This window comes from Microthrixaceae bacterium, from assembly GCA_023957975.1.
Taxonomy (GTDB): Bacteria; Actinomycetota; Acidimicrobiia; order Acidimicrobiales; family Microtrichaceae; genus JAMLGM01.
Window position 1 is genome coordinate 121,933 of record JAMLGM010000003.1, and the last position, 15,207, is coordinate 137,139.

Consider the following 15,207-nt stretch of genomic DNA (forward strand, 5'->3'; position numbering starts at 1 on the left):
TTCGGATTGGGTCGCCAGGTCCGCGTCAGTGGGACTCGAGCCACGCATCGGCGAGTTCGAATTCCTGGTCGAGTTGTTTGAGAGCGATGCCCTTGGCGAAGTTCTCCAGCTTGGAGCCGACGAGTGGCACCTTGACGCGGATGTCGACCTCAACGGAGTAGATCGTCTGGTCGCCGTCCGGGTCGAGCCGGGTGTTTCCCGAGATCTCGATCGGCGTTCCCTTGGTGTCGAGGGTGTACTGCCCCGAGTAGGTGCCGTCGCCGTTGTCGGTCCAGGTGTCGACGCTGACCACGGTGTTGCGCGGACTCAGGAACTTCTTGGCGAACCCCGGAATACCGTCGACATCGACCTCGCGGGTGATGGTGATCGATAGCGACGTGTCGGTCGCGTCCTGCTCGACGACGGTGACACCGTGGTGGCCCATGCCCTCGAATTTCGCCACGTGTGCGGCAGGGTCGTGGAACATCTCCCAACATTTGGGTGCTGGGGCGGAAAACGTGTGTTGTCGTTCGATCCTCACGAAGGTAGATACTTGCACCTTGTGTGCGGCTCGCGTCGGGTGTCGCGTGATTGAGGGGCGGGGAGATCGGCGGTAGATTCTGACGACTCGTCAGATCTCGGAGGTCCCCGTGGCAAAGCCTGCACCGCTCGACGGAGTGCGCATCATCGAATGTTCGATTCTGGGCCCGGGCGCCCTCACGACCCATCTGGTCGATCTCGGCGCCGATGTGATCAAGGTGGAGTCTCCATCCGGCGACTACATCCGTCGCATGACCTGGCCGATCATCGAGGGCGTGTCGCTGATGCACCTGCACATCAGTCGTGGCAAGCGATCGATCGTGCTCGACCTGCGCACCGAGGAGGGTGTCGAGCTGTTCAAGGAGCTCGTGAAGGACGCGGATGCGGTCATCGAGGGCATGCGCCCCGGCGGCCTGGCCCGACGCGGTCTCGGATATGAGGACCTGCGCGAGATCAACCCCAAGATCGTGTTCTGCACGATCTCGGGGTATGGAATGACCGGACCGTACGCAAAGATGCCGAGCCACGGCATCGCCTATGACACCTGGGCGGGCCTGGTGAACGTGGAAAGCGACGACGAGGGCTTCTGCTACATCCCCGAGCACGCATCGGTCGGCATCCACGCAGGCCCGCTGTTCGGGGCGTTCGGCGTCGTGTCGGCGATCCTCGGGGCGCGTGCCACCGGCGAGGGGTGTGCGTTGGAGATCGCACAGTCGGATGCGTCCGCGGCGATGGACTGGTTGCGCAGCGAGACCTGGAAGGCCTACGAACGGCCCGAGGACGAGGTCACCGGAAACCCGAGCGACAACTACGAGCGCCGGGCACCGGGAACCGCCGGAATGCGCGACGGAGTGCGTTATCAGTTCTACCCGACCTCCGATGGCCGCCATGTGTTGTTCATGGCCTCCGAGCAGGAGTTCTGGAAGAACTTCTGTGAGGGCGTGGGTCGCCCCGAGTTGTTCGAGCGTTGGCCGGGCAGTCAATACGGCGATCATGCCAAGGGCAACCGTGAACTGCAGGCAATCCTCAACGAGGTGTTCCTGACCAAGACCGCAGCCGAATGGATCCTGTTCGGCGATGAACACAACACCCCGATCGCCCCGGTCAACACTCCCAAGACGATCGCCGAGGACCCGCAGTTCCTCGATCGCTTCGAGTGGATGCCGGCCGACGAGGTGGGAGCGGACATGATCGGAACCCCCCTCAAGTTCATGGACGTCGACATGCCGAAGATGACCAAGGCCCCGACGGTGGGCCAGCACACCGATGCCGTGCTCAATGACGTGTTGGGATACGACGCCGCGAAGATCGCTGAGCTTCGCGCCAACGGCACGGTCGGCTGAGTGGACGACGGCGACCGAGGGGGACCTGATGACCACCACCGAATTGCCTGAGGATCTTGTCGGCGCCACGTTGACGGTGCCCGGGCTGTTGGATCACGCGGTCGAGCGGTTCGGCGATCGCGAGGCGCTGGTCGACCGCAGCGTCGACCCGCCGGTACGACTGGGCTGGCGTGAGTATCGCGATCGGGCGAGGGCTGCGGCGCAGGGGTTCATCGCCGCCGGAGTGCAGCCGGGCGATCGCGTCTCGATCTGGGCGCCGAACACGTGGGAATGGCCGGTCGTGCTGGTCGGCCTGCAGATGGCGGGAGCTGCGGTGGTTCCGCTCAACACCCGCTACAAGGGTGGGGAGGCTGCCTACATCTTGAACCGCAGTCGCGCCACGGCGTTGGTGACGGTGCAAGGGTTCCTGGGGAACGACTACGTGTCGATGCTCGAAGGCCACGACCTGCCCCATCTGAAGGCGACGGTCATTCTACGCGGAGACGTCCCGGCGGGAACCGTGAGCTGCGACGACTTCATCGCGGCAGGCGCCACCGCCGAACACGAGGCCGAACTCGACCGACGTCTCGCCGCGCTGTCGCCCGGAGACCTGTCCGACATCTTGTTCACCTCGGGAACGACGGGCGCCCCCAAGGGGGTCATGTGCACCCATGAACAGGTTGTGCGCGCCTTCGAGTCGTGGGCGTCGCTCGCGGGTCTGAAGGCCGAGGACCGGTATCTGTGCATCAACCCGTTCTTCCACTCGTTCGGGTACAAGGCGGGAATCGTGGCCAGCCTCGTTCGCGGCGCCGCCCTCGTTCCCCAGGCCACCTTCGATGTCGACGAGGCGATCGCCACCATCGAGGCCGAACGTATTTCCTGCCTCCCGGGCCCGCCCACCATCTATCAGACCATCATCAACCATCCAGCGTTCGAACGCGACAAGGTGGCGAGCCTTCGCCTGGCGGTCACCGGGGCGTCGAGTGTTCCCGTGCAACTCATCGAGGACATGCGCGAGATCCTCGGATTCGACACCGTGCTGACCGCGTACGGGCTCACCGAAACCTCGGGCATCGTGACGGTCTCGCGCCACGACACACCGATCGACATCATCGCCAATTACTCGGGCCGGGCGATTCCCGGCTGTGAGATCCGCACCGTCGATGAGTCAGGCAGCGACGTCGCCGCAAGCGAACCCGGTGAGGTGATCGTGCGTGGCTACCAGGTCATGCTCGGCTATTTTGAGGCCCCAGAACAGACCGCAGAGACGATCGACCCCGACGGCTGGTTGCACACCGGCGACATCGGCATCCTTAACCCCGACGGCTATCTGCGCATCACCGACCGGATGAAGGACATGTTCATCACCGGCGGGTTCAACGCCTATCCGGCCGAGATCGAGTCGATCCTCAGCACCCATCCGGCGATCGCCGCAAGCGCTGTCGTCGGGGTGCCCGACGAACGAATGGGCGAGGTCGGATTCGCGTACGTTCAGCTTCGTCCGGGCGTGAGCGCCACCCCGGAGGAATTGCGGGAGTGGGCACGGGAGAACATGGCGAACTACAAGGTGCCGCGCACCTTCCGCATCGTCGAGGAGTTCCCGCTCAACGCCGCGGGCAAGGTGCTCAAGTACGAACTCCGCGACCACGCCGCGGCGGAAGGGAACCGCTGATGACCGTCGAATTCAACCAGTCCCTGATGGGGATTCCTACCGAGTGGTACGTCCCGGTCGCCAAAGCGGCCGAAGCGGCGGGGTTCGGACACCTGGCGTTGAGCGACCACGTCTTTTACCCGAAGGACCTGCAGTCGAAGTACCCCTACAGTCCCGACGGGACGCCGCAGTACGACCCGGCTTGGGATTTCCCTGACCCCTGGGTGACGATGGCCGCAATCGCCGCGGTGACCGAGCGCATCACGATGCACACTTCGGTGTTCATCGCTCCGCTGCGTGAGCCGGTGCTGTTGGCCAAGCAGTTGGGCTCGCTGGCTCGGCTGTCCGACAACCGGGTCCGCCTCGGCGTCGGTGTGGGCTGGATGCGCGAGGAGTTCGACGTCGTCGGCGAATCCTTCACCAACCGCGGTCGGCGGATGGACGAGATGTTCGAGGTGCTGCGCGCGATCTGGAAGGGCGGGTTCGTCGAGTTTCACGGTGAGTTCTACGATTTCCCGGCCATCGAGATGCGTCCAGCCCCCTCCAAGCCGGTGCCGATCTGGATCGGCGGTCACTCCGAGTTGGCGCTGCGTCGCGCCGCGCGCAACGACGGGTGGGTGGGTGCGCAGTATCGGGTCGGCGAGATCGAGCAGCACGCGGCATCGATTCGTGCCTATCGAGAGGAACTCGGCGTCGCGGATGAACCCTACGACATGGTCGTCTCGGCGTTGGCGCTGCCGACCCCGGACAAGTTGGAGAGGCTCGACGCCGCCGGCGTCACCGCGCTGACCACCTCGGCGTGGATCGCCCAAGGGGTGATGACCCCCGAGTCGCTCGAGCACGCGCTCGACCTCGTCGGCTCGTACGGAGAGCAATGGATCACACCGACCCAGGGGTGAACACGAGCGACGACCTACGCGCCGCCGACGGTCGCGTGCCCGGCCGTCGCGGCCGTGCGACCCGCGAGCGGCTCATCGCGTGCACGCTCAACATGTTGCAGGAGACGAGCTACCGCGACCTCAAGGTCGTCGACATCGCCCGTGAGGCTGGCACGTCTCCGGCGACCTTCTATCAGTACTTCCCCGACGTCGAGTCCGCGTTGGTCAGCCTGGTCGAGCAGATGGCCGAGGACGGCAATCATCGGCTCACCCGTATCGTCGGTGAGGGTGACTGGAGGTTGAAGTACGCGTACGACACGTGTGCGGAGATCGTCGCGGCGTTCTTCGCGTTCTGGGACGACAACGCCGCGCTCATGCGGGTGCTCGATCTCACCTCGGCCGAGGGCGACACGCGATTTCGCTCCATCCGCACCAAATTGCTCAACGAGTTGACGGTGGAACTCGCGGACCTCATCGGTCGGTTCCGCGACGCCGGCAAGCATCCCGCCGACATCAACCCGATGGCGGTGGCCGGAATTCTGGTGTCGATGCTGTCGCACACCGCGGGGCACCGTAACGACTTCGCAGTGCACGGCATCGCGGTGCCCGACACGCAGCGAGCGTTGGAACGGCTCCTGTATTCGTCGATCTGTGGTGCCAAGCCAACGCGGTGACGCGGTCGCCGACTGGATCGGTCGACCTCGATACCGGCAATCGGCACAATGGGTGCTGGATTCGCAGGTGGTCGAGCAGATGAACGCTGCGGTGGCCGGAACCGGCGAGGTTGGCGTACCGCTGGCGGCGTGGTCGGTACTCATGCGCGCGTGTGCGGAGCCCAATCCACTGCAACTGCACTTCGATGTGAAGGAGGCGCTCGGCTATCGCCACGCGTTGATCACCGAGCATCGCGTCGTGGCGGAGTCGGCGCCGGCGATCGGCGGACGGTACTCCCACCAGCAGATCCTGCGCACGGTGGGGCGTGAGCAGGACCGCTCGATCGGGCGGGGGCGAAGCTGGCGCATCGACGTCGAACATCTCGATGCCGGGGGTACGGTCGTCGCCGTCGAGAGCTATGAGGCCTTTGGCTATCACCCGAAGGCTGCTGTGACGTGAGGATCGAGGTCACCGAGGAATTCATCCGGAGTGGTTCGTCGGCGTTCGGCGTGGACGTTGCGGTTCACCACGACCGAAATGCCGCGCAGGCGGCGGGACTGCGCCACATCATCATGTCGACGCCGCATCTTTCGGCGCTGATGGAGGCAGTGGTTGTGTCCACGTTCGGGGGACGAGTTCGCGATCTTCGGATCTCGATGATTCGCCCCGTGTTCGCCGGGACGACCGTCGAGATCGATGTCGCCCAGACCCATGCAGGTTGGGCGGTGACGATGACCGATGTGGAACAACCCGACCGGGCGTTGTGTGCCGCGGCCTGTAGTTGAGGTGTGGCTGCGGTGTGCCGCCGTGGCTGGAACGCAGAGGCGGCTGCGCTCAGTTGATGACGCCCTCGGCACGAAGCTCTGCGAGACGCCCGGAGTCGATGCCCAACTCCTCGCGGAGGACCGAATCGGTGTGTTCGCCGACCCAGGGGATGCGAGTGTCGGGTCCATCCGCGACCTTCGACATCTTGACCGGGTTCCCGGGGATGTAGACCGGTACGTCGCTGTCGTCGGTGCGCTCGAGTTCGGTGATCATGTTGCGGGCGAGGACGTGGGGGTCGGTGGGGATCTCGTCGGGGTGCGCCACCGGTCCGGCGGCGATGCCGGCCTTGCCCATGAGGTCGCAGGCTTCGAGGCGGGTGTAGTGCGACGCCCATTGCTCGAACGTCGGCCGAATGACCGAGTCGGTGTTCTGGAACCAGAGCGAGCGATCCGCGAGGCGTTCGTCGGTCAGCCACCACTCGGCGCCGATGAGTTTCGCCAGGTTCTCGAACTGGTGCTCGCGCACGACCTGCACCGCGAAATAGCCGTCGGAGGCCTTGAAAGCGTTCATGATGCCGCTGAGCGAATTCGGCCGCATGCCCATCGCCCAGATCGTCGTGACGACGTCGGTGATCGAGACCAGCGAGTCGAGCATCGCGATGTCCACGTACTGGCCGACCCCGGTGCGTTGGCGGTGTTGCAGCGCGGCGAGGATGCCGATCGTGGCGAAGAGGCCGGTGCCGATGTCGCCGAGTGCGCCGACGGGCAGGATCCGTGGCGGTTCGCCCTCGCGGCGTGAGTACTCGTAGATACCCGACATGGCTTCGGCCACAGGGGCGTACGCCGGCCAGTCCTGATACGGCGACTCGCCGGTGTTGCCGAATCCCGACACCGAGACGTAGATGAGCGAGGGGTGAATTTTCGACAGGGTGTCGTAGCCCAAGCCGAGGCGCTGCATCGTGCCGGCCTTGAAGTTCTCGGCGACGATGTCGAACTGTCCGGCCATCTCGATGAACAGCTCGCGGCCTTTGGGGTGCTTGAGGTCGAGTCCGACGCTTCGCTTGTTGAGGTTGTTGCGCAGGAAGGTAGCGCCCACGTTGCGGCCCTCGGGGTCGGTCATGCCCGGCAGCGAGGCCCGGCCCGACTCGCCGTGGACCGGGTGCTCAACCTTGACGACCTCCGCACCGAGCCGCGCCAGGAGCTGGGTCGCCCAGGGCAGCGCCTGCATCTGTTCGGCGGCGAGAATTCGGACGCCTTCGAGGGGCTTTCCGAACGGGAGGGCTTCTTCGTTGGCGATGTCTCCGACGCGCATGGGCGAAGCGTAGGCGCGAACCTGATGGATCGTCAGAGGACGGCTCGGATTGGTAGCGTCGCAGCATGGGTTCGCCGATATCGGGCATTGCGCGGTGGTACGAGCAGCGGGTGTTGCCGCGATTTGTCGAGCGGGCGTGCAACGCTCCCGGGATTCGTCGCCTACGCCCGAAGGCCACCGCCGGATTGGTCGGCACGGTCATCGAAGTCGGGTTTGGCGCGGGGCCCAACGTCGAGTTCTATCCGCCGGACGTCACGCGGGTGCTGGCGGTTGAACCATCGGAACTGAGCCGCGATCGGGCTGCAGCGCGGGTGGCCGCCTCATCGGTCGATGTCGAATTCGTCGGTCTCGATGGGGCCCGCGTTCCCGTCGATGACGATGTGGCGGACGCTGGACTGGTGACATTCGCGCTGTGCACGATTCCTGATGTGGCGGCCGCCTTGGGCGAACTGCGCCGGATCTTGAAGCCGGGGGCGAAGCTGCACGTGTTGGAACATGGCCTCGCTCCGGATGAGTCGGTCGTGCGTTGGCAGCGGCGTCTCAACCCGATCCAGAAGCGTCTCGGAGGTGGATGTCACCTCGATCGTGATCCAGTGGCGATGCTGAGCGACGCCGGGTTCATCGACATCGACGCCTCGCAGCGCTACCTCAACAGCACCCCGAAATTCATCGGCTACACCTCGTTGATCACTGCGGCGAACCCGGCCTGACGAACCCGGCCTGACGAACCCGGCCTGACGAACCCGGCCTGAGGTGCCGGTCTACAGGTCGATGCGTTCGAACAACACCGCTGAATCGACGCCGACGGCCTCGCCGGCCGCGGTGGCCATCCCGCGGATGAACGGCTCGGGATCCTTGCCGGCGGTGCCGTCGGCCAAGGCTGCAAGATAGATTCCGTGCGCCCGAAGTGACTCGACCCCGAGGTGCACGGTGTCGCCGATGTCGACGTAGGTGTTTGCCTGTGGGGAGTTGGCGAACAGCGCGAAGCGAGCGGCGTGTGGGGCGCCGCCGTGGCCGACGAAGAGCCAGCGATTCGCCGCATCGCGTGCTGCGTCGAGGATCGCCCAACCGGTGGCTCGGTGGTCGGCGTGGTTGAACCCGCCGAACGGGAAGGTCTCGCGGAAGTTCAGCCCGATCAACACGTCGGGTCGGTGTCGCCGAATTGCCCCGACCAGATCGCGTCGCAGCGCCAGCGATGCCTCGACCAGGCCGTCGGGGTGGCCGAGGAACTCGACCCGTTCCACGCCGACCACTGCGGCGGAATCGATCTCCTCCTGCATGCGCACCCGCGCGCATTCATCGGGCGGCATCGAGTCGATCCCCGCCTCGCCGCAGGTCACCAACAGGTAGGTGATGTGCTTGCCCTGTGAGGCCCACCGGGCGATGGCGGAGGCAGCGCCGTATTCGAGGTCGTCGGGATGGGCCACGATGGCGAGGGCCCGCTCCCAGTTTTCGGGAACGACGTCGAACAAGGCGGGTGTTGAGGTGGCCATACCCCGAGGCTACGTCGCGGCTCGGTGCCGGGACGGACGGTCTCCCACCGGCCGTTTCTGACGGATCGTCAGAAACGGCGTACACTTTGCGGCATGCGAGGAATCATCAGCGCCGCGGCATATGTGCCGTACTGGCGCCTCGAGCGATCGGCGATCGCGGCGTTCCACGGTGGTCGTGGCGCCGGCGTTCGCAGTGTCGCCTCCTACGACGAAGACACCACGACCCTGGCGGTTGAGGCGGGCCGATTGGCGCTGCGAAGCCGGGTCGTCGGAACCGATGTGTCACCGGAGACCCTGTGGTTCGCCACCTCGGCGCCGACGTATGCCGAAAAGACCAACGCTTCGGTCGTGCACGCCGCGCTGCGGTTACCGACCTCGGTCGCGGCCTTCGATGCCACCGGCGCGCTGCGTTCGGGCATCGGGGTCCTGCGTAGCGCGGTGCGAAGCTCCGACACGGTCCTGGCGACGGCCGCGGACATCCGGACCGGCCCGGCCAACTCGCCCGACGAGTCGGCCGGTGGTGACGCCGGCGCGGCCGTTTTGGTGGGCGACGACAGTGCGGGTGCGGTCATCGCCGAGTACCTTGGCGGCGCGTCGAGCACCCATGAGTTCCTCGACCGCTGGCGCGCCCCGGGCGAGGTGCGCACCAAGGCCTGGGAAGAGCGCTTCAGCGAGACTCAATACCTGAACCGCGGCCTCGAGGCCTTCAACGCGGCGCTCGACTCCACCGGGCTCGACGCCGACGGGGTCGATGCGGTGCTCGTCGCCGGTCCGCACACCCGCGCCAACAACGCGCTGGCGAAGAGGCTTGGCAAGGCGAACGCCGTCGACCATTCCTCCACCATCGGTAACGCCGGATCGGCCGAGGCCATGGTCCAACTCGTCGAGTGGCTCGAGGGGGCGACCCCCGGCCAGACGGTTGCGCTCATTTCGCTCGCCGACGGCGCTGACGTGTTGATCTTCCGCACCACCGATGCCATCGGCTCCTACACCCCCGCACGTTCGGTGGCATCGCAGATCGAGGCCGGCAACACTTCGCTGCCGTACAACAAGTTCCTCGCCTGGCGCGGCACGCTCGTGCCGAACCCGCCCAATCGCCCGGAACCCGCCCGCTCCTCCGGCTCGGCCGCCGGGCGCAGCTACGACTGGAAATACGGATTCGTCGGGTCGAAGGACCGCGAGTCCGGCGCCGTGCACCTCCCGCCGGCGCGCGTGAGCTTCGAGGGCGGCAACGTCGACGACATGGAACCGTGGCCGATGGCGGACGCCGCCGGCACGATCGTGACCTTCACCGTCGACCGTCTCGTCTACTCGCCGAGTCCGCCGGTCATCTTCGCCGTCGTCGACTTCGACGGTGGCGGGCGTCTGCCCGTCGAGGTCTGCGACGTCACCCAGGACGCGATCGCCGTGGGCGACCGGGTCGACATGACCTTCCGCCGCATCAACAGCGCGGACGGCATCTCCAACTACTTCTGGAAAGCGAGGCCCATCCGATGAGCAGCCATGGCATCAAGGACCGCGTCGCCATCGTCGGGATGGGATGCACCCCGTTCAAGGAGCATTGGGACAAAGGCGCCGACGACCTGTTGATCGACGCCGCCCAGGAGACCTTCGCGTCGGCCGGAATGGCCAAGGACGACGTCGACGCGTTCTGGTTCGGGACCGCTCAGTCGGCGATGTCGGGCGTTCCGCTCGCCTCGGCTCTCAAGCTCGATAACAAGCCGGTGAGCCGCGTCGAGAATTTCTGCGCCACCGGATCCGAGGCTCTGCGCCAGGCGTGTTACGCCGTTGCCTCGGGTGCGTATGACACCGCCATGGCCATCGGCGTCGAGAAGGTGAAGGACTCTGGCTATCAGGGGCTCAACGCGTTCCCGATCCCGAACGACGGCACCGCCCGCACGCTGACCGCGGCGGCGATGTTCAGCCTGGTGCTGCCGGCGTACGCAGAGAAATACGGCGTCGACCGCGACGAGTTGCGCCGCACCGTGGCCCGGATCGCGTCGAAGAACCACTTCAACGGTGCCCGCAACCCCAAGGCGATGTATCGCCGCGAGATGGAGGTTGACGCAATCTGCAAGATGGCGGCGGTTGCCGGTCAGCTCTCGGTCATGGACTGCGCGGGCGTGGCCGACGGTTCGGCCGCAGCCATCGTCGTGCGCGCCGAGGATGCGCACAAGTACACCGACAAGCCGCTGTATGTGAAAGCGCTGTCGTTCGTGGCCGGCAACGGTTCGGGCCTCATCGACTCGACCTATGACTACACGACCTTCCGTGAGTGCGAGGCGGCGGCCAATGATGCCTACCAACAGGCCGGTATCACCGATCCGCTCAACCAGCTCGCCATGGCCGAGGTGCACGACTGCTTCACCCCGACCGAGATGGTGCTGATGGAGGACCTTGGTTTCTCCAAGCGCGGCGAGGCATGGCAGGACGTCAACGCCGGGGTGTTCGACCTTGGCGGCCAGTTGCCGGTGAACCCCGATGGGGGCCTGAAGAGCTTCGGCCACCCGGTCGGAGCGTCCGGTCTGCGCATGATCTACGAAGCCTGGTTGCAGCTGCGTGGCGAAGCCCCCGAGGAGCGGCGCATCGCCACCGCGGATCGCGGCCTCGCCCTCACCCACAACCTCGGTGGATACCCGGGCGAGATGGTGAGCTTCGTCGGAATCTACGGATCCCAACTCGGCTGATTCTGATCACGACATCGGTTCGTGCCGCTCAATCGAGCGGCGCGAACCAGGTCAGGTGCGGATGGCACAGCGCCCAGCGCTGGTCGCTGCGCACACCCTGGCGCCACCGCGAGATGCCCACGACGGTGTCGTCGGTCGGGCCGTCGCCCGCCGGCACCCATGACTCGACCCCCTCGCCCTCGGCGCTGATGTGGGTCAGGGTGCGGGTGTCGCCCAGTAGGTCGAGTGCTCGGTCGAAGGCACTGCGCCGGTCGCGGTGCAGGTAGGTCATCATCCAGCTGTTGATCACCACGAGGTGGGCCTCAGCGGGGAACCGCTCGACCGCGTCGAATAAGCCGTCGAGCGCGTCATCACGGATCAGGGTGAGAGGGTCGATGGCCTGGCGGCGAACCATGTGGCTGGCCGCGGCATCGAATCGTTCATGGCGTTCGATCTGCTCGGGCCAGATGCAGGCCTTGAGCCATCGACGTTGGTCGGGGTCTCCCAGGTCGACCGGCGCGGCATCGATGCCGATGCGGGCGACGATCGGGGGGACGGTCGCCGTGGATTCGACGTGATGGCGCACTGTCGGAGCGTCGCCCCGCACCTCGCAGCGCAGATGCACTGGCGATGACCGGGTGCCGAATCTCCCGACCGTCCCACCTGATGAATCGACATAGCGAATGTCATATTCGTCGAATCGCAGGTTCAGCCCCGCCGAGGGGCCGATCTCCAGCAGCGCAACCTCGGCATCCACATCGGCGGTCGCTGCCGCGAGGGCCAACGGCCACAGGGTCGACCGGTTGACCTCGTTGGTCTGGGTCGAGCGGGTGGCGATGAGTTCGGCGAACCGATTCGGGTGGGTCTCGATCGTCGAGCGGACGGCGTCGATGAGATCGCCAGCGGCGTCAGGTGCGCCACCGACCGTGGGGTACCAGCGAGCAAGCGGCACCTCTGGGTCCCACAACACGATGTCGTGCAGGGCCGCCAGCATCAGGTTCGGTCGCCATTGACCGGGTGCGGCGATGAGCAGGCGCTCCAGCAGGTCGCTATGGTCGGCGACGCCGTGGCACAGTCGGTGATACATCGGCAGGTCGCGGCACTCGATGTCGGCGAAGCGCCGAAACCAGCCTTCGAGACGGGCGAGGTCCATCCGTCAACGATGGCACAGGTTGCCCGCAGCATCCCTGCCCCGACCGATTCGACACCGTCGTCGGCTGTAGCGTCGAATCCATGAAGTTCGGTTTGAGTTTGCCGTACGGCGCAGGCGTCGCCGGTGATCCGGAATGGATGCGGTCGTTCGTGGCCGATGCCGAGGCGAGCGGGTTCGAGTCGGTATACCTCGTCGAACACATCGTGATGGTCGACGGACACCGCGACGTCTACCCCTACGCGGAATCGGGGCGGGTGCCGCTTCGCAACGACTGTGCGATCCCCGATCCGATCGATGTGCTGTGTTACCTCGCGGCGGTGACCGATCGCATCCGTCTCGGTACGAGCGTGCTGGTGGCTCCGCACCACCACCCACTGATGCTGGCGAAGCGCCTCGCCACCCTCGACCTCTACTCATCGGGGCGTGCGATGGTTGGCCTCGGCGTCGGCTGGATGCGCGAGGAGATCGAGGCATGCGGCGGTCGTTTCGACTGTCGTGGTCGGCAAACCGACGAGCTGATCGACGCGATGCGGGCTGCGTGGAACGAGTCCCCGGCGAATTTCCACGGTGAGTACTTCAGCTTCGAGGGTGCCATGTCGTACCCCAAACCCCTTCAGCCGGGCGGGGTGCCGATTCACATCGGTGGGCATTCGATGGCGGCGGCACGTCGGGCCGGTCTTCGCGGAGACGGGTTTCAGCCCCTCGGTGTGACCGGCGACGACCTCGCACGACGCATGGTCGAGATGCGCCGCAGTGCCGAGTCGGTCGGCCGCGATCCCGACGCCATCGAGTTGACGCTGCGGGGCTCGCTCGCATCGATCGACGAGGCGGCCGTCGAGGCGATTCGGGCCGCTGGGGCTCACCGTGTCATCCTGTCGTGCACGACCGCGGAACTCGAACGCCTCGCCGAACAGATGTGGGCGGTCTCGGCCTTGATGGACGTCATCGGCTGAGGTTTCGCCACGACGAGAGGACCTGCCCGTGAGTTCAGTCATCGCAGCCGACGCGGTCGAATGGGGGATGCAGCTTCCGATCCAGTCGCAGAGTTCGCTGTTCGTCCAGCCGTGGGAGGACGCCGCCGGTCCGGACGAGCTTGCCCGGGTGGCACAGGCGGCCGATCGGGCCGGGGCCTTCTACGTCGCGGTGTGCGACCACATCGCGATCCCGGCCGACAAGGTCGAGGCCATGGGGGCGACGTGGTATGACACCGTCGCCACTCTCGGATGGCTAGCAGCGAAGACCGAGCGGCTCAACCTGTTGAGCCACGTCTTTGTGGTGCCGTATCGCCACCCGCTCGTCGTGGCCAAGTCGTTCAGCACTCTCGATGTGTTGTCGGGTGGACGGGCGATTCTCGGCGTCGGAATCGGCCATGTCGAAGAAGAGTTCGCCCAACTCGGAGCGACGTTCAAGCGGCGCGGTGCAACGTTGGATGCGGCGCTGCCGGTGTTGCGAGAGGCGTTGACCACCGGGCGATTCGAAGGGGCATCGGTCGAGCCTCGATCGCCGCGGCGCGAGGGCCCACCGATCTGGGTGGGAGGAAGTTCCGAGGCGGCGATCCGGCGCGCGGCGCTGCTCGGCGACGGATGGCTCCCTCAGGGGACCCCGTCGATGGGATTTCGCAAGGCCGTGGAGTTGTTGCGAGCGCTGCGTTCAGAAGCCGGAATCGCCGAGGCGGTCGACATCGGCATGATGAGCGAGCCGTTGCACCTGGGTGAGGTCGGCGGCGATTGGGAGTTGCCCTCGGGCACGTTCGGTACAACGTCGAGTGAGGAGATGGCCGTGCGCCTGACGCGCTATCTCGGGGTCGGGGCGAACCAGTTGCAGGTCCGCTTTGCTGCACGATCCGCGGCCGAGATGGTCGAACAGATCGAACGATTCGGTGCCGAGGTGTGGCCGCAGGTCAGTGCTGCTGTTCTTCAATCTCGCTGAGGCGGCGGGCCAACGACACCAGCAGGTTCTTGGTCAGATGCGGTGAGCCGTCGAGCATGCTCTGGAAGCCGCGACGGTCGATGACCTGTGCCGTGACCGGGGTGATGGCGGTGACGGTGGCGTTTCGTGGCTGATCGACGAGGAGCGCGAGTTCGCCGAAATGCGCGCCCGGTCCGAGTGTGGCGACCTCTTCTCCGTCGCGCGACACCGTGACCGCTCTGTCGACCAACACGATGAATTCGCGGCCGAGGTCGCCTTGGCGTATGAGGTCGCGCCCGGCCTCGATGCGAACCTCGTCGGATACTGCGTCGATCTGGCCGAGTTCCTCGTCGCTGCACGCGCGAAACAACGCGATGGAGCGGAACGCGGCCAGCCGGTCATTTCGTTTGATCATGACCGCAGGCTACCCCTTGTCATCGGGCGTGGCGTTCCTTACCGTGCGCCGAAGGTTCGGTCGGTGACCCGATGTGGAGGACATGCGTGACCAATTCCGATTCGACAATGCCAACACCTCCCAAGACCGCGGCCGTGATCTCGGTGCGGCGTTGGCTGTTGGCTGCGGGGTTGATGCTGTTGAACCTCATCGATGTGGTGTCGACCAAGGTCGTCCTGTCGCTCGGGGGCACCGAAGCGAACCCGGTGATGTCGGATGTGATGAACCATCCGACCTACCCGTGGCTCACCAAGCTCGCCGTCTGCCTGGCGGTCACGGTGTTGTTGTTTGCAGCACCGGCCGCGTCGAGGCTCGCCGAACGAGCCGTGACCGCGGTGCTGTTGTTCTACGTGGCGGTGGTGGCGTGGAACATCTCGCTGATCGTCAACTTTTACCGAGGTTGAACGAGGTGGACGGCGTGGACCGCCGTGCC

At 65.9% G+C, this 15,207-nt stretch carries 17 protein-coding genes; 12 read left to right on the forward strand and 5 right to left on the reverse strand.

Annotated elements, in window-relative coordinates; genetic code table 11:
• Nucleotides 1-25: 25 nt before the first annotated feature.
• Complete coding sequence (locus M9952_05520; GenBank protein ID MCO5312381.1) at nt 26-520, reverse strand: DUF2505 domain-containing protein; 495 nt, start codon at nt 518-520, stop codon at nt 26-28.
• Between the two features lie 109 nt (nt 521-629).
• Here M9952_05520 and M9952_05525 point away from each other — a divergent pair, with 109 nt between their 5' ends.
• The 6 genes from M9952_05525 to M9952_05550 are packed head-to-tail and all read left to right on the forward strand — an operon-like array spanning nt 630 to nt 5,809.
• On the forward strand, nt 630-1,862 hold the full coding sequence (locus M9952_05525; protein ID MCO5312382.1) for a CoA transferase: 1,233 nt from the start codon (nt 630-632) through the stop codon (nt 1,860-1,862).
• Between the two features lie 28 nt (nt 1,863-1,890).
• Nucleotides 1,891-3,513 (forward strand): FadD3 family acyl-CoA ligase, encoded by a 1,623-nt coding sequence (locus M9952_05530; GenBank protein MCO5312383.1) that lies wholly within the window; start codon nt 1,891-1,893, stop codon nt 3,511-3,513.
• Complete coding sequence (locus M9952_05535) at nt 3,513-4,391, forward strand: LLM class F420-dependent oxidoreductase (protein ID MCO5312384.1); 879 nt, start codon at nt 3,513-3,515, stop codon at nt 4,389-4,391. The genes M9952_05530 and M9952_05535 overlap by 1 nt, the downstream gene beginning before the upstream one ends.
• The gene (locus tag M9952_05540; protein MCO5312385.1) at nt 4,367-5,044 is read left to right on the forward strand and encodes a TetR/AcrR family transcriptional regulator; all 678 of its coding nucleotides are present in this window, start codon (nt 4,367-4,369) and stop codon (nt 5,042-5,044) included. The genes M9952_05535 and M9952_05540 overlap by 25 nt, the downstream gene beginning before the upstream one ends.
• A 52-nt stretch (nt 5,045-5,096) precedes the next feature.
• Nucleotides 5,097-5,483 carry a hypothetical protein gene (locus tag M9952_05545; GenBank protein ID MCO5312386.1) on the forward strand — a complete coding sequence of 129 codons (387 nt, stop codon included), beginning with the start codon at nt 5,097-5,099 and terminating at the stop codon, nt 5,481-5,483.
• Nucleotides 5,480-5,809 (forward strand): hypothetical protein, encoded by a 330-nt coding sequence (locus M9952_05550; GenBank protein MCO5312387.1) that lies wholly within the window; start codon nt 5,480-5,482, stop codon nt 5,807-5,809. Before M9952_05545 ends, M9952_05550 begins: the two co-directional genes overlap by 4 nt.
• Nucleotides 5,810-5,858: 49 nt before the next feature.
• On the opposite strand, the gene M9952_05555 is transcribed toward M9952_05550, so the two are convergent.
• Nucleotides 5,859-7,100 carry a CoA transferase gene (locus M9952_05555; protein ID MCO5312388.1) on the reverse strand — a complete coding sequence of 414 codons (1,242 nt, stop codon included), beginning with the start codon at nt 7,098-7,100 and terminating at the stop codon, nt 5,859-5,861.
• Between the two features lie 65 nt (nt 7,101-7,165).
• Between M9952_05555 and M9952_05560 the strand changes: the two genes are divergently transcribed.
• Entirely contained in the window at nt 7,166-7,810 is a 645-nt protein-coding gene (locus M9952_05560) for a class I SAM-dependent methyltransferase (GenBank protein MCO5312389.1), read from the forward strand.
• Between the two features lie 51 nt (nt 7,811-7,861).
• Here M9952_05560 and M9952_05565 read toward each other — a convergent pair whose 3' ends face one another.
• Nucleotides 7,862-8,593: a PIG-L family deacetylase gene (locus M9952_05565; GenBank protein MCO5312390.1), complete on the reverse strand. Its 732-nt coding sequence runs from the start codon at nt 8,591-8,593 to the stop codon at nt 7,862-7,864.
• Between the two features lie 93 nt (nt 8,594-8,686).
• Between M9952_05565 and M9952_05570 the strand changes: the two genes are divergently transcribed.
• On the forward strand, nt 8,687-10,090 hold the full coding sequence (locus tag M9952_05570) for an OB-fold domain-containing protein (protein MCO5312391.1): 1,404 nt from the start codon (nt 8,687-8,689) through the stop codon (nt 10,088-10,090).
• Entirely contained in the window at nt 10,087-11,280 is a 1,194-nt protein-coding gene (locus tag M9952_05575) for an acetyl-CoA acetyltransferase (GenBank protein ID MCO5312392.1), read from the forward strand. Before M9952_05570 ends, M9952_05575 begins: the two co-directional genes overlap by 4 nt.
• Before the next feature lie 28 nt (nt 11,281-11,308).
• On the opposite strand, the gene M9952_05580 is transcribed toward M9952_05575, so the two are convergent.
• Nucleotides 11,309-12,412, reverse strand: coding sequence for a DUF2332 domain-containing protein (locus tag M9952_05580; GenBank protein ID MCO5312393.1), 1,104 nt, complete (start codon nt 12,410-12,412; stop codon nt 11,309-11,311).
• Between the two features lie 80 nt (nt 12,413-12,492).
• Here M9952_05580 and M9952_05585 point away from each other — a divergent pair, with 80 nt between their 5' ends.
• Together M9952_05585 and M9952_05590 are read left to right on the forward strand one after the other, a co-directional pair.
• Nucleotides 12,493-13,365: an LLM class F420-dependent oxidoreductase gene (locus tag M9952_05585; GenBank protein ID MCO5312394.1), complete on the forward strand. Its 873-nt coding sequence runs from the start codon at nt 12,493-12,495 to the stop codon at nt 13,363-13,365.
• 28 nt (nt 13,366-13,393) lie between these two features.
• Nucleotides 13,394-14,341 (forward strand): TIGR03619 family F420-dependent LLM class oxidoreductase, encoded by a 948-nt coding sequence (locus M9952_05590; GenBank protein MCO5312395.1) that lies wholly within the window; start codon nt 13,394-13,396, stop codon nt 14,339-14,341.
• On the opposite strand, the gene M9952_05595 is transcribed toward M9952_05590, so the two are convergent.
• Nucleotides 14,313-14,735: a cyclic nucleotide-binding domain-containing protein gene (locus M9952_05595; protein ID MCO5312396.1), complete on the reverse strand. Its 423-nt coding sequence runs from the start codon at nt 14,733-14,735 to the stop codon at nt 14,313-14,315. The genes M9952_05590 and M9952_05595 overlap by 29 nt on opposite strands.
• Nucleotides 14,736-14,821: 86 nt before the next feature.
• Here M9952_05595 and M9952_05600 point away from each other — a divergent pair, with 86 nt between their 5' ends.
• Nucleotides 14,822-15,178: a DUF5658 family protein gene (locus M9952_05600; GenBank protein MCO5312397.1), complete on the forward strand. Its 357-nt coding sequence runs from the start codon at nt 14,822-14,824 to the stop codon at nt 15,176-15,178.
• The last annotated feature ends 29 nt before the right edge of the window (nt 15,179-15,207 follow it).